This window comes from Rothia sp. 110740021-2 (assembly GCF_054263775.1).
Genome location: NZ_JBSZFE010000001.1, coordinates 1,419,645 through 1,440,879, shown reverse-complemented (window position 1 = coordinate 1,440,879; position 21,235 = coordinate 1,419,645). Strand labels below are relative to the sequence as shown.

At 57.8% G+C, this 21,235-nt stretch carries 14 protein-coding genes; 10 read left to right on the top strand and 4 right to left on the bottom strand.

Annotated features, from left to right (window positions below; genetic code table 11):
- Positions 1 to 246 precede the first annotated feature (246 nt).
- Positions 247 to 1,992 (bottom strand): glycerol-3-phosphate dehydrogenase/oxidase, encoded by a 1,746-nt coding sequence (locus ACUXHH_RS05860; protein WP_458391016.1) that lies wholly within the window; start codon positions 1,990 to 1,992, stop codon positions 247 to 249.
- A gap of 122 nt (positions 1,993 to 2,114) precedes the next feature.
- Between ACUXHH_RS05860 and ACUXHH_RS05855 the strand changes: the two genes are divergently transcribed.
- Together ACUXHH_RS05855 and ACUXHH_RS05850 are read left to right on the top strand one after the other, a co-directional pair.
- Positions 2,115 to 3,062: a sugar-binding transcriptional regulator gene (locus ACUXHH_RS05855; protein WP_279754692.1), complete on the top strand. Its 948-nt coding sequence runs from the start codon at positions 2,115 to 2,117 to the stop codon at positions 3,060 to 3,062.
- Between the two features lie 489 nt (positions 3,063 to 3,551).
- Positions 3,552 to 3,818, top strand: a complete 267-nt coding sequence (locus ACUXHH_RS05850; protein ID WP_458391015.1) for a hypothetical protein — start codon at positions 3,552 to 3,554, stop codon at positions 3,816 to 3,818.
- Between the two features lie 185 nt (positions 3,819 to 4,003).
- On the opposite strand, the gene ACUXHH_RS05845 is transcribed toward ACUXHH_RS05850, so the two are convergent.
- Complete coding sequence (locus tag ACUXHH_RS05845; RefSeq protein ID WP_279740414.1) at positions 4,004 to 4,930, bottom strand: LysR family transcriptional regulator; 927 nt, start codon at positions 4,928 to 4,930, stop codon at positions 4,004 to 4,006.
- 514 nt (positions 4,931 to 5,444) lie between these two features.
- On the opposite strand from ACUXHH_RS05845, the gene ACUXHH_RS05840 reads away from it, so the two are divergent.
- The 6 genes from ACUXHH_RS05840 to ACUXHH_RS05815 all read left to right on the top strand — a co-directional run bounded on the left by ACUXHH_RS05840 (position 5,445) and on the right by ACUXHH_RS05815 (position 15,251).
- Entirely contained in the window at positions 5,445 to 8,936 is a 3,492-nt protein-coding gene (locus ACUXHH_RS05840; RefSeq protein WP_279740416.1) for a bifunctional proline dehydrogenase/L-glutamate gamma-semialdehyde dehydrogenase, read from the top strand.
- Positions 8,937 to 9,376: 440 nt separating this feature from the next.
- Positions 9,377 to 9,769: a glycine cleavage system protein GcvH gene (gene gcvH / locus ACUXHH_RS05835; RefSeq protein WP_279740418.1), complete on the top strand. Its 393-nt coding sequence runs from the start codon at positions 9,377 to 9,379 to the stop codon at positions 9,767 to 9,769.
- Between the two features lie 603 nt (positions 9,770 to 10,372).
- A complete protein-coding gene (gene ftsR, locus ACUXHH_RS05830; RefSeq protein WP_458391014.1) occupies positions 10,373 to 11,146 on the top strand; it encodes a transcriptional regulator FtsR in 774 nt (257 codons plus the stop codon).
- Between the two features lie 727 nt (positions 11,147 to 11,873).
- Positions 11,874 to 12,521: a MerR family transcriptional regulator gene (locus ACUXHH_RS05825; protein WP_279740422.1), complete on the top strand. Its 648-nt coding sequence runs from the start codon at positions 11,874 to 11,876 to the stop codon at positions 12,519 to 12,521.
- Between the two features lie 203 nt (positions 12,522 to 12,724).
- Positions 12,725 to 13,537, top strand: a complete 813-nt coding sequence (locus ACUXHH_RS05820; protein WP_458391013.1) for a ParA family protein — start codon at positions 12,725 to 12,727, stop codon at positions 13,535 to 13,537.
- Between the two features lie 256 nt (positions 13,538 to 13,793).
- Positions 13,794 to 15,251, top strand: coding sequence for a mycothione reductase (locus ACUXHH_RS05815; RefSeq protein WP_458391012.1), 1,458 nt, complete (start codon positions 13,794 to 13,796; stop codon positions 15,249 to 15,251).
- A 126-nt stretch (positions 15,252 to 15,377) separates the two neighbouring features.
- Here ACUXHH_RS05815 and ACUXHH_RS05810 read toward each other — a convergent pair whose 3' ends face one another.
- Both ACUXHH_RS05810 and ACUXHH_RS05805 read right to left on the bottom strand, forming a co-directional pair.
- Positions 15,378 to 17,534 carry an AMP-binding protein gene (locus ACUXHH_RS05810; RefSeq protein ID WP_279790546.1) on the bottom strand — a complete coding sequence of 719 codons (2,157 nt, stop codon included), beginning with the start codon at positions 17,532 to 17,534 and terminating at the stop codon, positions 15,378 to 15,380.
- Positions 17,535 to 17,681: 147 nt separating this feature from the next.
- A complete protein-coding gene (locus ACUXHH_RS05805) occupies positions 17,682 to 18,548 on the bottom strand; it encodes an alpha/beta hydrolase (protein WP_458391011.1) in 867 nt (288 codons plus the stop codon).
- Positions 18,549 to 18,761: 213 nt separating this feature from the next.
- Between ACUXHH_RS05805 and ACUXHH_RS05800 the strand changes: the two genes are divergently transcribed.
- A complete protein-coding gene (locus tag ACUXHH_RS05800; protein WP_458391010.1) occupies positions 18,762 to 19,511 on the top strand; it encodes a lysophospholipid acyltransferase family protein in 750 nt (249 codons plus the stop codon).
- Positions 19,512 to 19,816: 305 nt separating this feature from the next.
- Positions 19,817 to 21,181, top strand: a complete 1,365-nt coding sequence (locus tag ACUXHH_RS05795; protein ID WP_279754680.1) for a class II 3-deoxy-7-phosphoheptulonate synthase — start codon at positions 19,817 to 19,819, stop codon at positions 21,179 to 21,181.
- Positions 21,182 to 21,235: the final 54 nt, after the last annotated feature.

Below are 21,235 nucleotides of genomic sequence, written 5' to 3'. Positions count from 1 at the left end.
TGTGCTGAAATGTGTAGCGGTTGCTACGAAAAATTGATAGATGTTTTTGGATGAGAAGCAGATCGTACCAGTGGGTTAACCCTGTATTTAGCTCGCTGCTTCTTATGCAGGGGATTATCGTAAACGGTTATTTAACCTCTCGTCCACCCCTCACCGAAAATATGAGATAATCCATGCTCGGTGAGGGGTGAACGGTCGGTTCGTACCGGATAACCGGTCACGAAAGGTGCGTGGAATCTCTACGGATTAGAGCTTCACACGGGGTGCCACGGGGGTGACAGCCTCAATCTTTGCCGATGCCTCAGCGTCGGTGGAGGTGGACTCTGCCTCGCGGATAGCCTGCACGCGTGCGGCGTAGAGGTCGCGCTCTTCCTTGACCTTCTTGTCGTCCCAGCCGAGCTCGGCACGCATGATGTCGAGGATTTCGTCTGCTGCTGCCAGGCCGCGGTCGCGCTGCTCGAGGTCGAGGCGTACGCGGCGGACCAGCACGTCCTCCAGGTGCAGGGCGCCTTCGTAGCGGACAGCGAAGACGACGTCTGCACGCAGGAACTGGGGTGCCTTAGCCAGGGGAGCACCGAGGGAGGGGTCAGCGTCGATGAGAGCGCCGAGGTCCTCAATCTGCGCGCCGTAACGCTCGAGCAAGTGGGTGATACGGCCCTCATCCCAGCCGTAACGCTCTGCGTAGCGTGCACGGTTAGCAGCGATTGCGTGGTAGCCGTCTGCACCGACCAGGCCGATGGTTGCGGTCACGGAGGGGTTCTGCTTAGCCTGCTCGCCCAGTGCGAAGTCGACAGCGTCGGCAGCCATGACACGGTAGGTGGTGAGCTTGCCGCCTGCGATGGCGCTCATGCCGGGTGCAACCTCGGTCACGGTGTGCTCGCGGGAAACCTTGGTGGATGCTGCGCCGTCCTTGACCTTGGGCTGCAGCAGCGGGCGCAGACCGGTGTAGGTGCCGATGATGTCCTCGCGGGTCAGCGGGTTAGCGATCAGCTTGTTGGCCTGCATCAGGACGTAGTCGATGTCCTTGCTGGTTGCGACGGGGCGCTCGCGGTCCTCGGCGTAGGGGGTGTCGGTGGTGCCGATGATCCAGTAACGCTGCCAGGGGATGATGAAGAGAACGGACTTCTCGGTCTTGGTGAAGATACCGCTGGTTGCGTTGATACGGTCACGGGGAACAACGATGTGGATACCCTTGGAAGCCAGAACCTCCAGGCCTGCATCGGGGTTAGCCAGGGACTCGGACTCTTCGGTCCACACGCCGGTTGCGTTGATGACGTGCTTTGCGCGTACGTTCAGGCGCTCACCGGTCTCCAGGTCTGCCAGCTCTGCGCCGATGACGCGGCCGGATGCGTCCTTGGTGAAACCGACAACCTGGGTGCGGGATGCAGCCAGTGCGCCGTAGCTTGCAGCGGTGCGGACGACGTCGATGACGAGGCGTGCGTCGTCAACGCGTGCGTCGTAGAACTGGATTGCGCCGCTGAATGCGGAGTCCTTGATGTCGGGGAAGACGGTCTTGGTGCCGGCCTTGGTGAAGTGGCGCTGGGAGGGGACGCCCTTGTTGCCGCGGGAGCCGAGGAATGCGAGGGTGTCGTACATGCCGATGCCGATTGCGGAGTATGCGCGCTCGATGACGGGCATCTTCAGGGGCCACAGGAAGGGCTGTGCGTGCACCAGGTGGGGTGCGATCTTGTTCAGCAGCAGGCCGCGCTCGGTCAGTGCTTCGGTCACGAGCTTGAAGTCGAGGTTGTAGAGGTAGCGCAGGCCGCCGTGAACGAGCTTGGAGGACCATGCGCTGGTGCCTGCAGCCCAGTCGCCTGCTTCGACGATACCGGTGCGCAGACCGCGGGTTGCTGCGTCGAGGGCAATACCTGCACCGGTAATGCCGCCGCCGACGACCAAGATGTCGAGTTCTTCATTGACCATGCTCTTGAGTGCCTGGGCGCGGGATTCGGCAGTCAGCTGAGACTGCTGTGCAATGTGCTGGGAGCTCATGTAGTGCTCTTTCTTGTCGTGCCGCGTGTGCGGCATGGGGTTTCATCTTGCATTTAGTAAAACCCAATGGTGCAATAATAACCAAGTAGCATGAACGGATTTTCACTAGGGGTCTGTAGTCAATGAACGAACGCACTAATCACACCTATGAAGCGGCGCAGCTTTACTACATCCACAACATGACAATGGACGCTATCGCGGCCCGTCTAGGGGTTTCGCGCGCCACTGTCTCACGCCTGCTTAAAAGCGCTCGCGAGAGCGGAATGGTGCAGATTCGTCTGGACGAGTCCTTCCGTACCCGTAGTGAGCTGGAGCGACGTATTGGTGAGCGCTATAAGGTGCGTGTCACCCTCGTGAATGTGCGACCCGATGCAACCCCCATTGCCCGCATGAGCCAGGTATCTCGCACTGCGGCGGCGCTACTTGATTCCCTGGTTGACAACGGAACGAGTCTGGGTGTGGCGTGGGGTTCAACCATGACTGAGATTTCTCGCCACCTACCTCGCCGCCCGCTTACCGGTGTGACTGTGGTTCAGCTGAACGGCGCGGGTAACGCCCACCATTCCGGTATTCCGTACCTGGGTTCTCTGCTGGGGCATCTGGTGAACGCTTACGATGCGCACACGATTCACTTCCCGGTTCCTGCGTTCTTTGACTATGCGGACACCAAGACCGCCATGTGGCGTGAGCGTAGCGTGCAGAAGAACCTGCATGCCCAGCACAATGTTGACCTCGCCATTTTTGGTGTGGGTGCTTTTGGTGGCCCTATTCCGTCTCACGTGTATTCGGGTGGTTATTTTGAGGCGCAGGAGCAGCGTCACTTGCGGGAGCTGGGTGTTGTGGGGGACATGTGCACGATTCTTTTGCGTGAGGACGGCTCTTGGGCTGATTTGGAGCTGAATAAGCGTGCATCCGGTCCGACTCCGAAGGAGCTGGCTCGTATTCCGCGTCGTATTTGCGTTGCGTCCGGTACTCACCGTGTGCGTGCTTTGCGTGGTGCCTTGCGTACCGGCGCGATTACTGATTTGGTTCTTGATGATGCGTTGGCAAAGGCGCTCATGGAGAAGTAGCTAAAAATAATCGCCGCGGGAATGAGGGTCCGTGGTTGTGGGCTAAAAAGGTACCTTGAATCTGAAAGGGTAGCGCTGAGAGCTTTCCACGTGAACCTCTCAATCGCCGCCTGAACAATGTTTCAAGGCGCCGTTTAGTATCGTCAAAAACTGCACCGATAATGGCGTGAAGGTCGGTAGCGCCGGCCTGTTTACTACCGGTACCTCTGGCACTGAGAATTCCATATGGGTGGGGGTAACACGATGGTTGGTGCGAGCACCTACGGCTACCCCTACCCGAGGTACCCGGAGGGTGCCGTGCCGGTCCGTCGGTTCCTGAGAACACGCTTTTTGCTCCCGGTATGGAGCGTTGGGATATGACTGGCCGCGGCCTACGTAAGATTTGGGACCGTAATGATGTGTACTCTTCGGCTGTTATTCGCTATTGCTCCGCTGATGGCCTAATGTACACGCTGTGAGCGTTGCCGAGCTTCGGCTTTGGTGGCTCCTGTGGATGCTCTGAATCTTGATGCGCTGCGCTGTTGCGCGCAGACCGGTCAGGCTGGTACTGGCGACGAGAATGTTCTGGAGTTGAGTACCGCTATTCCTCGCGGTCATCGTCTGGATATTCAGCTGAATTATCAGGTGGCTTCGGGTGTTACCGGTTCTGCGTTGAAGCAGGTTCATGTGAGCGCTGTGCTGGATATGACGGCGGCTGGTTTGTCCTCTTCGTGCTACGAGGTGCAGAGCCGGACTGTGGTTGCTTCGCTGAACTAGCAGTTGAGCTGGCCCCGTGACGGATGTGCACAGGGGGGGGGAGCGGCTCCACTGTTGCGTGCTTTTATAGCTCTACATATAGGCGCCTGTTGAAAAAGACATATTGAAAGGTCGAGGCCGTTTGTGGGAACGGCCCCGACCTTTGCGTTGGTCGGCTTATCGAGATGGGCGGCAACCAATTTTTCCTATGCGGTTTCGGTCTTGTTGTGTTCACTGAATGCCACCTGCACGGCGTGGTGTAGCGCTTGACGCACCATGGCAATGGCGGGGTTGGCGGCGGACTCTCGGCGTACCGCGGTAAAGATTTTGCGGGAGGGTTTACCGGGGAGCTCTACGATGCGTAGTCCCTCGGTGGTGGAAAGAGAGGAAAGGATGAAACCGGGCACGATGGTGACGGCGAATCCTGCCTTGACGAGGTTGGAGTTCGTGATCATGTCGTTGGCGCTGTAGCGGATGACCGGCTCGAATCCTGCGGTGCGGCACTGGTTGAGTGCCCAGCTGCGGGAGGTGTTCTGCTCCATCTCGAGGACCCAGGGCAGTGCGTGCGCCTCCTCGATTGAGGTGATGGTGGAGGTACTGGGCACGATGAGGCTGAGCGGGTCTTCGGTGAGTAGCTCGGAATGCAGTTCGGGGTATTCGGGGATGTGGTGGTGCGGGTAGGCTTCGGAGAGCACCATGTCGTATTCGCGGCTTCGGGTCAGGGAGGTGCCGGTTTCGGGGTCGATTTGCAGTACCTGCAGGGTGAGCGAGGGGGCATGCTCGGCAAGGTAGGTGAGAGTTTCCGGTAGCAGCGCGAAGGCCGCGGACTGGAAGATGGCGAGGCGGACCATGCCTGCCGGTTCGCCGGTGAGGTTGGCGACGGAGGTTTGCATGCGGTCGAGTTCACGCAGGATGCTTCGGGCGCTGTCGACGATGATGAGTCCGGCGCTGGTGAGCTGTACGCGCCTGCCGATGCGCTGCAGCAAGGGGGTGCCGGTTTCTTTTTCGAGGGTGGCAATCTGCTGGGAGACGGCGGAGGGGGTGAGACTGAGTGCTTCAGCGGCGGCGATGACGGTGCCGCGTTCTTGGATTTCGAGGAGCATTTGCATGCGTCGGATGTCGTAGATTGACACGTTTTTCCTCCCTGGTGCGCTCGGTTATTCGGGTAGGCTGCGCTTCCGAACTCTTCCGTGGTGTGTCTCTTATCGTGGACCCTTATCTATGGTACCGTGCGGGCTTCTGGCCGGTTCTTTTTGAGGCGCATGAAGTGGGGTGATGGCATGTTGGCTTGTGTAGCGATTATTTTCTTGTTGATGGGACGATTCTTGGGTGTGAAGACTCCTCTGGGAATGGTTTTGAGGTGTTCGTTTGTTACGAAATTAGTTCGATATTTGCGCGCTGAAAGTGCTAGCCTGAGAGAGATGGATAGCGATGTCGCTACAAACCTTACCTTTGTCTCTTCGAACAGTAGGTTCGGAGGGGGCGCAGGGTGAAAACCTCACCACACAATCATTAAGAAAATCTAAATGAATTTTGGAAAAAACATTCAGTTTTTCTAATGAGGTATTTATTACCCTTTTGTGGTGAAATAGAGACATCGCCAAACGTGGTGTGCGCCGCACACAGTAAGATAGTTAGGAGTCAAGGATGACCCATCCTTTCGCATCTGAGCACTACCAGAAGATGGCTCTGGAAGCTCGTCAGCTTGTTCGTCAGTGGGTAAACGAGTCCCAGTCGATCAAGCCCACCTTCGCAGCTGAGCAGCTCGCCGGTGTTCTGAAGGACCCCAATGGTCTTCCCTTCACCGTCGGCTTTGTTGATGGCGTTATTCGCCCCGAAGACGACAACGTCTCCGGCCGCAACCTCTCCCGCATCTCCGGTCTGGCACCTTCCTTCCTGCCCTGGTACATGAAGTCCGCTGTTGGCTTCGGTGGCAAGCTAGCTGGCAAGGTTGCGTGGCCCACCGTTCCCGTTGCACGCCGCGTGCTGCGCGAGATGGTCGGTCACCTGATCGTTGACGCTTCTGAAGAGAAGCTGGGCGACGCTATCGCAGAGCTGACCAAGACCGGTAACCGCCTGAACGTTAACCTGCTCGGTGAAGCAGTTCTGGGTGACAAGGAGGCAGAGCACCGCCTGGCTGAGACCAAGCGCCTGCTGGCACGTGACGACGTTGACTACGTCTCCATCAAGGTGTCCGCTGTTTCCGGACCCCACCAGCACTGGGCATTCGACGAGGTCGTTGAGACCGCTGTTCGCCGCCTGACCCCCCTGTATGAGCTGGCTGCATCCACCTCCCCCAAGAAGTTCATCAACCTGGACATGGAGGAGTACAAGGATCTGGACCTCACCATTGAGGTATTCACCAAGATCCTGGACCAGCCCCACCTGAAGGACCTGGAAGCAGGCATCGTGCTCCAGGCATACCTGCCCGATACTCTGGCTGCAATGCAGCACCTGCAGGAATGGTCCGCAAAGCGCGTTGCTGCTGGCGGCGCAGGCATCAAGGTCCGCCTGGTGAAGGGTGCAAACCTCTCCATGGAAATCGTGGAAGCTGTTATGCACGGTTGGCCGCTGACCACCTGGGACACCAAGCAGGCTGCTGACACCAACTACAAGCGCGTTCTGGACTATGCACTGCGCCCCGAGCACGTGAAGAACGTCCGCCTCGGTATTGCAGGCCACAACCTCTTCGACGTTGCTTTCGCTCTGCTGCTGTCCGAGGACCGCGGTGTTAAGGACCGCGTCGAGTTCGAGATGCTGATCGGTATGGCTGAGCAGCAGGCTGAGATTATCCGCCGCCGTGTTGGTCACCTGCTCCTGTACGTGCCCGTCGTGAACCCCAAGGAATTCGACGTTGCAATCGCATACCTGATTCGTCGTCTCGAGGAGAACGCATCCTCCGAGAACTTCATGTCCGGTATCTTCGACCTGGCAACCGACGAGTCCATCTTCAAGCGTGAAGAGGACCGCTTCATGCGTGCACTGAACTCCGTCACCGACGAGGTTCCCGCATCCAAGCGCACCCAGAACCGTCTGACCGAGAATGAGGACGACGTCTTCGTACCGGCTGGCCGTTTCGAGAACACCCCCGACACCGACCCCGCACTGGCTGGTAACCGTGAGTGGGGCCGCGCAATCCTTGAGCGCTCCAAGACCACCAAGCTGGGTATCGACACCCTCAAGGCTAACGAGCTGACCAGCGAGGCTGAGGCTGAGAAGCTGATCAAGGAAACCGAGGAAGCTGGCAAGGCTTGGGGCAAGCTCTCCGGTCACGAGCGTGCAGAGATTCTGCGCAAGGTCGGTAAGGCTATTGCACTGCGCCGCGGTGACCTGCTGGAGGTTATGGCAGCTGAGGCTGGCAAGACCCTGGAGCAGGGCGACACCGAGGTCTCCGAGGCAATTGACTTCGCATACTACTACGCAATGCTGGCTGAGGACCTCGAGAAGATCGACGGCGCAAAGCCCAAGTCTGTTGACCTGACCCTGGTTGTTCCCCCGTGGAACTTCCCGACCGCTATCCCCGCCGGTGGTGTTCTGGCTGGTCTGGCAGCAGGTTCTGCTGTCATCTTCAAGCCCGCAACCATTACCGCACGTACCGGTGCCCTGATCGCAGAGATCATGTGGGATGCAGGCGTCCCCAAGGAAGTTCTGAAGCTCGTCAAGGTTGTTGACCGCGCTGCAGGCAAGCTGCTCATCTCGCACCCCGAGGTTGACCGCCTGATTCTGACCGGTGGTTACGAGACCGCTGAGCTCTTCCGCTCATGGCGTGATGACCTGCCCCTGTTCGGTGAGACCTCGGGTAAGAACTCGATTATTGTCACCCCGAACGCTGACATCGACCTTGCCGTCAAGGATGTTGTTTACTCGGCATTCGGTCACGCAGGTCAGAAGTGCTCCGCTGGTTCGACCGTTATCCTGGTTGGCTCCGTGGCACAGTCCGAGCGTTTCCGCCGTCAGCTGATTGACTCCGTCAGCTCGCTGCACGTAGCACACCCGCAGGACATTGAGTCCGAGATGGGCCCCGTTGTTCAGAAGCCGGAAGAGAAGCTGTTGCGCGGTCTGACCACCCTCGGCCCGGGCGAGCGTTGGCTTATCCAGCCGAAGGAACTGGACGAGACGGGCCGCCTGTGGAGCCCCGGTGTTCGTGAAGGTGTCAAGCCCGGTTCCGAGTACCACATGACTGAGTACTTCGGCCCCATCCTGGGCATCATGACCGCTGACACCCTGGAAGAAGCAATCGAGCTGCAGAACGCACCCGATTACGGCCTGACCGCAGGTCTGCACTCGCTGGATGCTGACGAGCTCGAGCTGTGGCTCTCCAAGGTCCAGGCAGGTAACCTGTACGTCAACCGTGCAATTACCGGTGCAATCGTTCAGCGTCAGCCCTTCGGTGGTTGGAAGAAGTCCACCGTGGGTTCCGGTACCAAGGCTGGTGGCCCCAGCTACCTGATTGCTCTGTCCGATTGGGAGCCCGCACAGGCAACCGCAACCGCTGTCACCCAGTCCGTGACCGTCCGCGAGACCCTGGCTACCATCGAGAACTCCGAGCTGGGTAAGCGTGAGGACTTCGGCTTCATCAAGCGCGGTGTCTCCTCTGACGCACACGCTTGGGATACCGAGTTCGGCTTCGGTCACGATCCCTCGAAGCTGGGCGTGGAGCGCAATATTCTGCGCTACGTACCCACCCAGGTTCTGGTTCGTGCTGACGAGTCCGCATCCGCAGCAGAGACCCTGCGTGTTGTGCTCGCCGGTCTGGCAGCTAACGCACCGGTCGCTCTGTCCGTCGGTAAGGACCTGCCGGTCGACGTCCGTGGTGTCCTCGAGAACAAGGGTATCAAGTACGAAGTCAAGTCGGACGCTCAGTTCCGTGAGTACCTGGCTTCGAACGCTAAGACCCCGGTTCGCGCACTGGCTGGTACCCCGCTGGAAGGCACCCGTATCCGCTACATCGGTAACGATGAGAAGTCCATCTACTCGGCACTGGGTGGTCGCCCGGACGTTGCAGTGTACTTCGCACCCGTCACCGAGGCTGGCCGTATCGAGATGCTGCCCTTCCTCCGCGAGCAGGCTGTTTCGATTACCGCACACCGTTTCGGTAACCCGAACCGCTTCTCCGAGCGCGTCATTTCTTCCCGCTAAGGCGCTGTGTGAGAGTTTAGCTCTCTAGTCTTAGGCTCAGGGCCCTACACCTTTATGGTGTGGGGTCCTGAGCCTTTTTGCGTACCCTGCACCTTTTACGCACTGTGCTGTACCCCTTTGTATGCGCTGTATCCATTCCGTAGGTTCCATAACCTACGGGAGGTGCCCGGTAATCGGGGGAGTGGCTTGTAGAGTATGTGCGGCGGGGTGATTGATAAATAGTGGGGCTATTCGGCTCTTGAGAATGGTTGGAGGGGGTGGGCACAGTATAGTAGATGAAAAATAGTGTCTTAGAAGTAGTACGGGAGTGTTTAGGCATGCCCCGCATTACTTCTTATGTGATAATTGGTGTAGGACGTTTCGCTATCCCACACGCGGAACGACACCGTGCGCGGGATAGTCCGCGCTACGCAAAATCACACTGAAAGGACACCGCTGCTATGAGCAACGTTCCCGCAGAACTCTCGTACACTTCTGAGCATGAGTGGGTTTCCGCTCTCACCGCTGAGGGCACTGTCCGTGTTGGTATTACCGACCACGCTCAGGATGCACTGGGTGATGTCGTCTACGTCGATCTTCCCTCTGTCGGCGACTCTGTAGTTGCTGAGGATAGCTTCGGCGAGATTGAGTCCACCAAGTCTGTCTCTGATCTTTTCGCTCCTATTGCCGGCGAGATTGTTGCAGTGAACGAGGGTCTGGAAGATGATCCCGCACTGGTTAACTCGGACCCCTACGGAGAGGGCTGGATTGTTGAGATTCGCCCCGAGAACGCTGATGATCTGGCAAACCTGCTGGATGCAGAGGCATACAAGGCTGAGCTAGATAAGCTCTAAGTCGGATAGATTCTAAGACCTTCTATAGGCCTCAGATAAGAGGTATGTAGTGGTGAAACGGCGAGACCTATTGGTCTCGCCGTTTTTCTTTTAAAATGCACACAAACGCAAGTAGCGGGGTGCATTTAAGGTTCTTCTTGAGGGTGTCTAAACCTGCTGAAGAGGCTTGAAGGATGGCTAAACCCTAAGTGGGAATTTCTTTCAAGTTAAATGTGATGAAAACTTCTACTACCGAGAGAAGATAAAATTTTCCTTGTAAAGCGGTCCAATGTGGGAAAAGCATGTTCACAACAGTGGAATTTTGTTAAAATTGGTACTGTCACTACTGGAAAGTGCCTGAATCCGTGATTATTTTTGGGTTCAAAACGCCCCCGAAAAGGGCTATTTGAATAGCAAAATACCTTGTGAAACTATAAGATTGTCTCGAAGGTTTGCGGTTTATCATTTTGTGATAAACAACTAAATTTATCTATCACACTCTCAACACTAAGCAAAGATGTTCGGTACGCTGCGATAACCCCCCCCCTCACCAGGGGGAACGAGCCACTCATTCAAATTTCGGCTCGTATCGACATTGTCTGAACAAGTACCCGAAAGACGTAGATGACCTCACGCATCGATAAGAACCTCACTAACTCTGAGGTCCAACTAGAGGACGTGGAGAACGGTGACTCTGACCGTAACCCGCGTGACGTTAAAAGCCGGACCATTGGTCAGGTTCTTAGCCAGCTTGATTTGGAGTTCCCCGGAATTAGCGCATCCAAAATCCGCTTCCTGGAGGAACGCGGTCTCGTGCACCCCAGTCGTACCGAAACCGGTTATCGCAAGTACTCCCAGACGGATATTGAGCGCCTGCGCTACGTCCTCACCATGCAGTGCGACCACTACATGCCGCTGAAGGTAATCCGTCAGCACCTGGAGGACCTGGAAACCGGTCGCGTACTGAACTCCATGCCTGCCACCGTAGGCGAAGACGTGCTAGACACCGTCCTCGGCCCGAACGAGCAGGAAGGTCGCACCTACACTCTCCGCGAGCTGGCAGGATATGCTAACACCACCCCCGAACAGATTCGCGAGCTGATTGACTTTGGGCTGCTCGAAGATGGCTCAGGCGTGAAGTACACCGATTACGATGTGCTGATTGCCCGCGTTAGTGCAGAACTGACCAAGCACGGCATTCAGCCCCGTCACCTGCGCGCATTCAAGTCTGCGGCAGACCGCGAAATTTCCCTCGTGGAAATTGCGGTGGCTCCGCTGGCATCACGCCGCGACGCAGCCTCCCAGGCTCAGGCGCAGGAACGAGCCGACAAGATTCGCAAGCTGTGCCTGCAACTGCACGCAACTCTCGTCGAATCGGCGATGCCTACCTACGAGTAGGCGCACGAAGACACAGGCTACCGATAGTCTGCCCCTCGTAAACTCCCAGCGGTTCTATCGCACCGCAAACGGGGATTTCCCTCAGGAAACCACCACTGACCATGGTGATCCCTCTATAGTCCCTGCCCCTTACCAACGGGTAGCGGTCTGTAGCAGTCTCTAAACTTGGACGAAGCCGACGCTGGCACGCTCGGATTTTCTGCCCTGTCGTCCAACACGAAGAGCTTTCTAGCCAGGGAGCTCCCGCCCTGCCAAGGCTGCTCAGTCAACTCAGCTGTAAATGCGTATGGACTACCTATCCGTACGCATTTACTTTTTAAACTCCCCATGGGGTCGATACCCAGGAAAAGCGAGGAGAATAGCGGGGGAGGAACGCATCTGCAGGACGGTAAAGAGGTGCAAATGAATCTGAAAAGATCATTCGCTTCGGTGGGTTCAATTTTAAGTAGAGCCCTCTATCAGATAAAATAGATTGAACAACCGCGCCTATCGCGCATCGGTCGCACTATCGAATCATGTTCTACGAACCGAATAGCCGGGCCAATGTGTAGTATTGAAAACCGCGTAGCCAACCTCGCAGAGGGAAGCCGCGCGAATCATAGATACAGATTCTAAGGCCTAGCCTTAGAATCTCACCCCGAAAATTGGGGCTGCACCGGAACGAAGTCGACCACATTGGATAGGGCGCGGTGAATCGCATTAAACGGGTTAACGAAAAGGAGGGACCGTGCTAGAGCAGCAGGTAGCCGAAAATGCAGGCGAGGCCGCAGGCACCCATGAGGCATCCCAGGGCTTCGACCAGCCCCTGGACGGCTTCGACACCCTCTTCCCCGTAGCGCCGCCTCCGCGCGGTGAACAAGGTGTACTCTTCACCGACCCGGTCTCTGTCGTCGAGGAAAACCTCGGTTACCGTGGCGCCGTCGCCTGCAAAGCAGTCGGCATCACCTACCGTCAGCTCGACTACTGGGCACGCACCGACCTGGTTGTACCCACCGTGCGTGGCGCCTCCGGATCCGGTACCCAGCGCCTCTACAGCTTCCGCGATGTGCTCGTACTCAAGATTGTGAAGCGACTGCTCGACACCGGCGTGTCCCTGCAGCAGATTCGCACCTCCATCGAGCATCTGCGTACCCGCGGCATTGACGACCTTGCGAACATCACCCTGATGAGTGACGGTACCACCGTCTACGAATGTACCTCCCCGAGCGAGGTTATCGACCTGGTTCAGGCTGGCCAGGGCGTCTTTGGTATCGCGATTGGCCGCGTCTGGCGCGAAATCGAAATGAACCTCAACGGTCAGCCCGGCGAAGAAATGCACGAAAGTTTCGAAGGCGACGAACTCGCCGCCCGCCGTGCCCGCCGTGCACAGGCATAAAGCATAGGTGTAAAACACACATCTTGAATCTGCCCGCGTTCACTACCTACCAGGTGGCGAGCGCGGGCAGAACCTTTAAATCTGAAGGAATATTCATTGCTTACTTGAGAAAAAACTCAAGATACACCCCTGTAAGACCCGGAAGAAAAGCGAAGATTCGCTAAAATAAAGGGGCATTACACCTCACTCAAAAAGGGATCTGCATGCCCCGTATCGTCAGTATCAGCAGTCTCAAAGGTGGCGTTGGCAAAACGTCCATCACTTTGGGGCTAGCCTCCGCGGCATTACACAGCGGACTCTCCACACTCGTTATTGACCTCGACCCCCACGGCGACGCCAGCACCGGCCTGGCAGTGGATGAAACCATCCCCGACGTCGCCTCTCTAATCGCTAGCTCCAATGAACGTGCCTTCACGGAAGAAGCTGGTAGCTCCTCCTGGAATGCTCTCGTCGGCAAACCCACCCTGCTGACCAATAACCCCGTGACCACAGGTAGCGTGAAGGTAGCACGCGGTTCGGCTCGTTCCACCCTCGTGGACCGCCAGGAAGCCGCACCGTTCATCCGCCGCTTCAAGCGCATGGTGGAGTCAGCAGCAGACGCCTACGACGTCATCCTGATCGACTGCCCGCCGTTCCTCGGAACCCTGTCTTCGATGGGGTGGGCGGTTAGCGAGCGTATTCTCTCGGTCGCTGAGCCATCTCTCTTCTCCGTGGCGGGCACCGAACGAACCCTGCGCGCTATCGTGCGTTTTCAGCAGGAAAGCGGCATCAGCATTGACGGTGCGGGAGTCGTTATCAACAAGATGCGCCCCAACGACAGCGAACACCGCTACCGACGCGACGAAATGCGTTCCCTCTTCGGCGAGTTCGTGGCAGAACCTGTGCTCGCTGAAAGCCCCGTGCTGCAGCGCGCCCAGGGCGCCGCATACCCGATTCATTTTTGGCCCGACGAAGAATCGGTTGATCCCGCCATTGACTTCACCCGCCTGCTGGCTGGGCTTATGGCTGATCTCTAAGCGCAGACCTCTACGGATTATTAATCTGTGGGTTCACGTAGTTTCAATGCTTGAGTGCGTCTTCTCAAAGAACCGCTGTGTTCTCAGTGCTCTGCTCTATGGGAGCGCACTTGCGCATATCCGTCACCATTGACACGAGATGGCGGGAATAGTGTGCAGCCCATACACGTTATAGTGGCAGTAATAGGAATAAGCCCGTCATCGAGGGCCACGCTGGGAACGAGCCCAGCTTCAACATCATCAACGAGAGGACCACATGAGCATCGAGAACGTAGAACGCATTGATGGCGTAGCACAATACGACCTCATCGTCATCGGCTCCGGATCCGGCAATAGCCTCATCGGCCCCGAATGGGACGATAAGAAAGTTGCCCTCATCGACGGCGGTATCTTCGGTGGCACCTGCCTGAATGTTGGGTGCATCCCCACCAAGATGTACGTCTACCCGGCGACTATCGCGCAGAAGACCCGCGAGGTCAAGCACCTGGGTGTCGACGCACACGTAGACGCCGTGCACTGGGCGCAGATTCGTGACCGTATCTTTGCTTCCCGCATTGACCAGATCTCTGCAGGTGGTCGCGACTGGCGTGCCGGCCTGCCCAACGTCGATTTCTACGACCAGTACGCGCGCTTCGTCGGCTCCCACACTGTCGAGCTGACCGATGGCACCCGCCTGCAGGGCCGCCAGATTGTCGTTGCGGCAGGTTCGCGCGCCGTGCTGCCTCCCGTGCCTGGTATCGACTCCTCTAAGGTCTACACCAACGACCACATCATGCGCATGGATGAGCTGCCTGCCCGCATGGTTGTCATCGGTGGCGGCGTGATTGCGGCTGAATTCTCGCACGTTTTCTCCGCATTCGGCACCGAAGTAACCCAGCTGAACCGCTCCTCCCGCCTGCTTCGCGGCATGGACGAAGAGGTCGTGGCACGTTTTGAAGAAGCCGCAAGCAAGCAGTGGAACATTGTCAAGAATGCTGGTCTCTCCGAAATCCGTGAGAATGCTGACGGTAGCGTGACCGTTGTAGCTAAGCACACTACCGAGAATGGTGAAGAACTGCTCGAAATCCCGGCAGACGCTGTGCTTGTGGCAACCGGCCGCCGCCCCAACACCGACACCCTCAACGCGAAGAACTACTTCGACGTGCAGGACGGCGGTCAGCTCAGTGTTGATAAGTACCAGCGCGTGCTCTACAACGGCGTGCCCGTATCCGGCGTCTATGCCCTCGGCGACGTGTCCAGCCGCTACCAGCTCAAGCACGTGGCAAACCACGAGGCACGCGTTGTGCAGCATAACCTCAGCCACCCCGAGGACCTGCGTGCTAGCGACCACCGCTACGTGCCCGGCGCGGTCTTCAGCAACCCGCAGATTGCCGTAGTCGGCATGACCGAAGAGCAGGCGCGCCAGGCGGCTGAGCGTGAAGGCTTTGAGATTACCGTCAAGGTACAGAACTTTGGCGACACCGCTTACGGCTGGGCAATGGAAGACAAGACCGGCCTGTGCAAGCTCATTGCTCGCAAGGACAACGGCGAGCTGCTCGGTGCACACCTGGTCGGTGAAGAGTCCTCCGTGCTCATTCAGCCGCTACTGCAGGCAATGAGCTTCGGCATGGATGCGCGTACTCTCGCACGCGGCCAGTACTGGATTCACCCGGCGCTGACCGAAATCGTTGAGAACGCGCTGCTCGGTCTGGAATTCGACGAGCCCGCAAACTAAGAATCTGCCATCTAACGACGGCTAGATAACGTCCGGAAACCGAGGTCTCTGGCGAACAAACAGAGAGGAGGGGGTCGTACCTAAGTGGTACGACCCCCTCCTCTCGTTAATAGTGGCCAGAGCCGGTTATACCTTGTCGCTGTCAGACTTCTGAGGGCTCTGCTCTGCAGTCTTCTTCTCAGCCTGCGCGGGCTTCTCAATGGGAGTCTCGGCGGAAGAAACCTCAGCGGAGGAATCCCCAGCCTTCTCGTCATGAGGCTTCTGCATCATTTCGGCGGTCTGCTCACGCAGCTCCTCAAACTTCTCAGCCGCCTGCTCACGCAGCTCGGCAAGACGCTCCGCCTGATGATCCGCGTATTCTTGCAGACGCTCGGCAGCCTGCTCACGCAGCTCAGCGAACTTCTCAGACTGCTCTGCCGCGTACTCCTGCAGACGAGCCAAAGAATCCGACGTACTATCGGAAACCTTGCCGTACATCTCATCCACGTAGGAGGAGAAGTCCTGCAGAATCTTCGCGCGGCGCAGCTTCTGCGAAGGAGTCAGATAGCCGTCCGCCTCGGTCAGGTCGCGGTTCATAATGCGGAACTCGCGAATACCCTCAGCACGGGAAACTAACTGATTCGCCTCGTCCACGAGCTTCTGAACCGCAGCACGAACCGCCGGGTGAACAGCAGCCTCCGGGATGGAGAGCGAACGTGGCAGACCCAGGTGCTCCAACTGCTCGGGCAGGGTATCCGGATCCAGGGTCACCAGAGCCGCAATGAATGGCTTCTCATCGCCTACCAGCATCGCCTGAGAAACCAGGGGAGAGGTACGCAGATGAGTCTCTGCAATACCCGGAATCACGTTCTTACCGCCGGCGGTGACAATGATTTCCTTCTTGCGGCCCACAATCTTCAGGTAGCCGCGCTCATCGAAACGAGCCAGGTCACCGGTACGGAACCAACCATCCTTAGTGAACGCCTGAGCGTCCTCTTCGGGGTTCTTGTAGTAGCTGCTAATCACGCCTACACCACGAACCAGAAGCTCGCCATCCTCAGCAATATAGCCTTCGGAACCGGGGATGAGCGGGCCAATCATGCCAATCTGGTACGGGTTGATACGGCCAGCCGCAATCGGGGCGCAGGTCTCGGTCAGACCGTAACCCTCAACCACCTGAACACCTACCGCGTGGAAGAAGTGCGCCGTGCGCTCGCCGAGGGGGCCACCGCCCGAAACCGCGTAACGTAGCTCGCCGCCCAGAGCCGCACGCAGCTTCGAGTAGACCAGCTTGTCGTATAGAGCGTACTGTGCCGCCAGCTTGACGGGTACGCGGCCTTCAACCTTCGCCTGCGACCAGCGCACCGCAATGTCAGTGGAACGCTCAAAGAGCGACTTATTGAACTTACCGCCCTTAGCCGCCTTCGCCATGGCGCCCTCGTATACCTTCTCAAAGACGCGAGGAACCACCAGCAGCATGGTCGGCTTGAAGCTATCCAAGTCAGCAGCCAGGTTCTTAATATTGGGGGAGTGGCCGATAACCAGGCCAGCGTCCAGCGCCAGTACCTGAATCAGACGTGCCAGAACGTGCGCCAACGGCAAGAAAAGAATAGAGGAGTTGCGGGAATTCGCAATCTCGGGTTCGATCATTTTGGTGTTGACACTTAGGTTTAGGAAGTGGCCGTGAGTCAGTGGGCAACCCTTGGGACGGCCGGTCGTGCCGGAGGTATACACAATGGTCGCGAGGTCATCACAACCGGCAGCGGAACGTACCTGCTCCAGTTGCTCCTCGCTCACCTCGGACGCGCGAGCGCTCAAAACGTCAAGATCGCCGTTCTCAATGACCCAGCGGTGCTTGAGTTGGCATGGCTCAGGAGTAGAAGCGGCGTAATCTTCAGCCTCAGCCACACGATTCAGGAGCTTCTCATCCTCAACAAAAATAGCAACAGCCTCAGAATGGGACAGTGCCCACGCCGCCTGGGCGGCAGCGTTCGTTTCATACACCGGCACGGAGACAGCGCCGGCATACCAAATCGCAAAGTCAATGACAGTCCACTCAAAACGGGTACGGCTCATAATACCCACACGGTCACCCGGGCGGATACCAGCGGCAATCATACCCTTAGCCAGGTCGGTCACCATCTGGTGGAACTGTTGGGCTCGAACCGGCTGCCAGTTACCTGGAGACATCTGACGGCGGTACAGCACCGGATTGGAGCTATCGGCACGGTGGCGCTCAACAATGCTTGTCAGATTCAGTGAGGGGTCGACAATAACCTCAGCGGGAGTGGAGAAGACTTTCATAATGCGCCTTTCAAATCAGGGCGTGAGCCCGTGGCGGATTCGGTGCCGCGGGCTGTCCTCGATGGCTCGAGGTGCCGTGATGGCTTTCTGAATGTTCTGCCCACCGCGGCGGGTGATGCATTCGCCAACGGGTGGAACCTTCAGAATTTAATGGTTTAGGGATGCGACAAAAGCTTGAACAGTGGAGAGAAGATACTCGGCGTCATAGTCGAGCGTTGCCACATGGTAGCTGCGGGTCAGCCACCTAAATTCTACAGGAGCTGAACAATGTTCGAGAAAATATTTGTGAGAGCTATCTGACACAGTATGATCACCCAGTGAACGCAAATATAGAACCGGTGACTTCAATTGCGGAATCAGAGCACGAGTCTCTGCACCCAAAAGATGCAACTGATACACCGCCGCCGTCGGAACGATAGAATACGCGCCCTCACTCACGCCTGGAACCGCAATATCGGAACCGATTGCTTTGAGTATCGGCAGAACCTTAGCCACTTTGCCAGTATGGCGCATCATCGGGTTCACATCTACCATGTAGGGGTTAATCAGCACCGTGCCCACCACCGGCAGACGCGCCGATAGATGAGTTGCCACCGTGCCACCCATCGACATACCAATGACCACCACCTGCAGACCCTGATCAGTCAGGCGGCGGTACCCCTGCTCGGCAGAAGCCAGCCACTGCTGGTACGTACTATCACGCAAATCTTGCCAACGGGTCGCGTGACCAGTCAGTACAGGCATCTCCACCGCATACCCGAGCTCCATAAAATGCTGCGCCACCGGGCGCATACTGTGCGGTGAACCCGTAAAGCCATGCACCAGCAAAATACCCACAGAATGCTGCGCCAAATCAGGGGTAAAAGAAACAGGAGAATGGTCGAAGGCATCCTGCTCTTCCCCGAGCCAACGCGCCAAAGATTCCTTAACATTTTGGGTCGCAAGAAGCCTGCGCTCGCGAGCCTTATGCCGAATTCTCTTAACCGGTTCCAGCGAATTATCGAAAATGCTCATGGTCCTCCTTCGCCTACCTGCGGTGCTATTAGCGCAGGTGCAGGCTCTATAGCGCACCCGCTCAGAACACCTGAGATGCAGCAACTCACGGTCTTATCGCCTCAAGTGCATCGATACACCGGTGCGCAGAAAAATCGTTCTCTTTCTTTTATTATCTCGCTACGCTCCAGACAAGATAGAATTGACCCGGGAATATTCAGAGAGGAGACCCCAATGCCAAACACCGCCCTCTATTCAACGCTCAAGGTTCTTGGCTCACCCCTGCTACAGGGACTGTACCACCACGACGTGGATGGCCTGGAAAACCTGCCCGAGGGACCCTGCATTGTCGCCAGCAACCACCTGGCATTCTGCGACTCCATTTTTATTCCTCTCGCCATGCCTCGCACCGTGAACTTCCTCGCCAAGAGTGACTACTTCACCACCCCCGGCGTGAAGGGTCGTGCCATGGCGGCATTCTTCCGCGGTGTTGGCCAGCTTCCCATGGACCGCTCCGGCGGCCAAAAGAGCCAGGAATCCCTCAACGCCGGCGGGCAGGTCCTCAAGGATGGCGGTATCATCGGCATCTACCCCGAAGGCACCCGTAGCCCCGACGGACGCGGCTACCGCCCCAAGGTCGGCGTAGCCCGCCTCGCCCTAGAAACCGGCGTACCCGTAGTACCCGTCGGCCAGATTGGTACCGACCTGATTCAGCCCTCCGGCTCAAACCGTGTCCGTCTGCGCCACGACGGCAAGCCCATTCAGGTGCGCACGATTATCGGCAAGCCCCTCAGCTTCGAAGAATACACCGACGGCTCAGACATGAGCCACCGAGTTCAGCGTGAAATCGCCGACCGTATCGGCTCCGAGATCCGTGCTCTGAGCGGCCAGGAATACGTGGACGTGTACGCCGACCGCGTCAAGAAGATCATGACTGATAAGAACATGAGTGCTGATGCGGCAGTCGCACACCTGCAGCACTAAACAATACGACAGCACCCCCGGGTGCACACCTACGACAGAGGGCGGGATGCGGTACATGCCGTATCCTGCCCTTTCGTATGGCGTTCTGCAACGGTGCTCATCAACCCGCCTATCGCCGACACCTGGGGCGCTATCTAAACATGTGAGATATACCTGAGTGCAGGGTTAGGTGTTGAAGCAAGCAAGAGTACAATTAGGTCTATTCAGCTTGAAAAATCGCAAGCCAGCACGCCGTACGCTGCGCGCCGGGCGCCCGAAACGGGGCTGAACCAGAAAACGCACAAGACCATCCCGATGGAGTGAAGATGAGCAATCAAAACCTCGGCACCTCGCAGACCCCCGACCACGGCCTGGACACCTGGCGTCAGCTGAACATTGACCAGCAGCCCACCTGGAGCGAACACGAAGATTTTGAAAGCACCATCGCCGAACTGAACTCGGTACCGCCGCTCGTCTTCGCCGGTGAGGTCGACGCCATGCGCCAGGCACTCGGTGAGGTTGCTGAAGGCCGCGCATTCCTGTTGCAGGGCGGGGACTGCGCAGAAACCTTCGCGGGCGCAACCGCTGACAAGATCTCCGGCCGTGTCAAGACTATCCTGCAGATGTCTGCAGTGCTCACTTACGGCGCCTCCATGCCCGTGGTGAAGATGGGCCGTATGGCGGGTCAGTTCTCCAAGCCGCGTTCCGCAGACATGGAAACCCGCGGCGACGTTACCCTGCCCTCCTTCCGCGGTGAAACTGTCAACGGCTTCGAATTCACCCGCGAAGCCCGCGTACACGACCCCAAGCGCATGTTACAGGGCTACCACACCAGCGCCTCCACCCTGAACCTGATTCGTGCCTTCACCAAGGGCGGCTTCGCAGACCTGCGCGCCGTACACCAGTGGAACCGCGGCTTCACCTCCAACCCCGCGCATGAGCGCTACGAGAAGACCGCCCGCGAAATCGGTCGCGCCCTCAAGTTCATGGAAGCCTGCGGCGTTAACTTCGAAGCACTCAAGACCACCGATATGTACGTCGGCCACGAAGCCCTGGTAATGGACTACGAGCGTGCCCTCACCCGCATCGACTCGCGTACCCAGCTGCCCTACGACACCTCCGCACACTTCCTGTGGATTGGCGAGCGCACCCGCGGCATCGACGATGCACACGTGGACTTCCTCTCCAAGGTCCGCAACCCCATCGGCGTGAAGCTGGGCCCGACCACCACCGCGGAGGATGCACTCGCACTGATCGATAAGCTCGACCCGAACCGCGAACCCGGCCGACTGACCTTCATCACCCGCATGGGCGCAAAGAACATCCGCGAGAAGCTACCCGCAATCGTTGAGGGCGTGCAGGCTGAAGGCGCAAAGGTTGTCTGGGTTACCGATCCGATGCACGGCAACACTATCTCTGTGCCTTCCGGCTACAAGACCCGCCGCTTCGACGACGTACTGGACGAGGTTCGAGGCTTCTTCGAGGTGCACGAGGCGCTGGGCACATTCCCCGGCGGTATTCATGTGGAGATGACCGGTGACGACGTGACTGAATGCCTGGGCGGCTCCGACGCCATCGACGAGGCAGCGCTGGCAAGCCGCTACGAGTCCCTGTGCGACCCTCGTCTGAACCACTCGCAGTCCCTGGAAATCGCATTCCTGGTCTCCGAGTACCTTAAGAACCGCGCATAAAAACGCTCATGCTTTTCGCCGCTAGAGTTGGCGATGAGTAGCAGACACACAATG

Excerpts from the sequence above, each read along its gene's own strand:
- ACUXHH_RS05800 (WP_458391010.1), top strand. The coding sequence starts at position 18,762 with ATGCCAAACACCGCCCTCTATTCAACGCTCAAGGTTCTTGGCTCACCC.
- ACUXHH_RS05815 (WP_458391012.1), top strand. The coding sequence starts at position 13,794 with ATGAGCATCGAGAACGTAGAACGCATTGATGGCGTAGCACAATACGAC.
- ftsR (WP_458391014.1), top strand. The coding sequence starts at position 10,373 with ATGACCTCACGCATCGATAAGAACCTCACTAACTCTGAGGTCCAACTA.
- ACUXHH_RS05820 (WP_458391013.1), top strand. The coding sequence starts at position 12,725 with ATGCCCCGTATCGTCAGTATCAGCAGTCTCAAAGGTGGCGTTGGCAAA.
- ACUXHH_RS05795 (WP_279754680.1), top strand. The coding sequence starts at position 19,817 with ATGAGCAATCAAAACCTCGGCACCTCGCAGACCCCCGACCACGGCCTG.
- ACUXHH_RS05855 (WP_279754692.1), top strand. The coding sequence starts at position 2,115 with ATGAACGAACGCACTAATCACACCTATGAAGCGGCGCAGCTTTACTAC.
- gcvH (WP_279740418.1), top strand. The coding sequence starts at position 9,377 with ATGAGCAACGTTCCCGCAGAACTCTCGTACACTTCTGAGCATGAGTGG.
- ACUXHH_RS05860 (WP_458391016.1), bottom strand. The coding sequence starts at position 1,992 with ATGAGCTCCCAGCACATTGCACAGCAGTCTCAGCTGACTGCCGAATCC.
- ACUXHH_RS05810 (WP_279790546.1), bottom strand. The coding sequence starts at position 17,534 with ATGAAAGTCTTCTCCACTCCCGCTGAGGTTATTGTCGACCCCTCACTG.
- ACUXHH_RS05805 (WP_458391011.1), bottom strand. The coding sequence starts at position 18,548 with ATGAGCATTTTCGATAATTCGCTGGAACCGGTTAAGAGAATTCGGCAT.
- ACUXHH_RS05840 (WP_279740416.1), top strand. The coding sequence starts at position 5,445 with ATGACCCATCCTTTCGCATCTGAGCACTACCAGAAGATGGCTCTGGAA.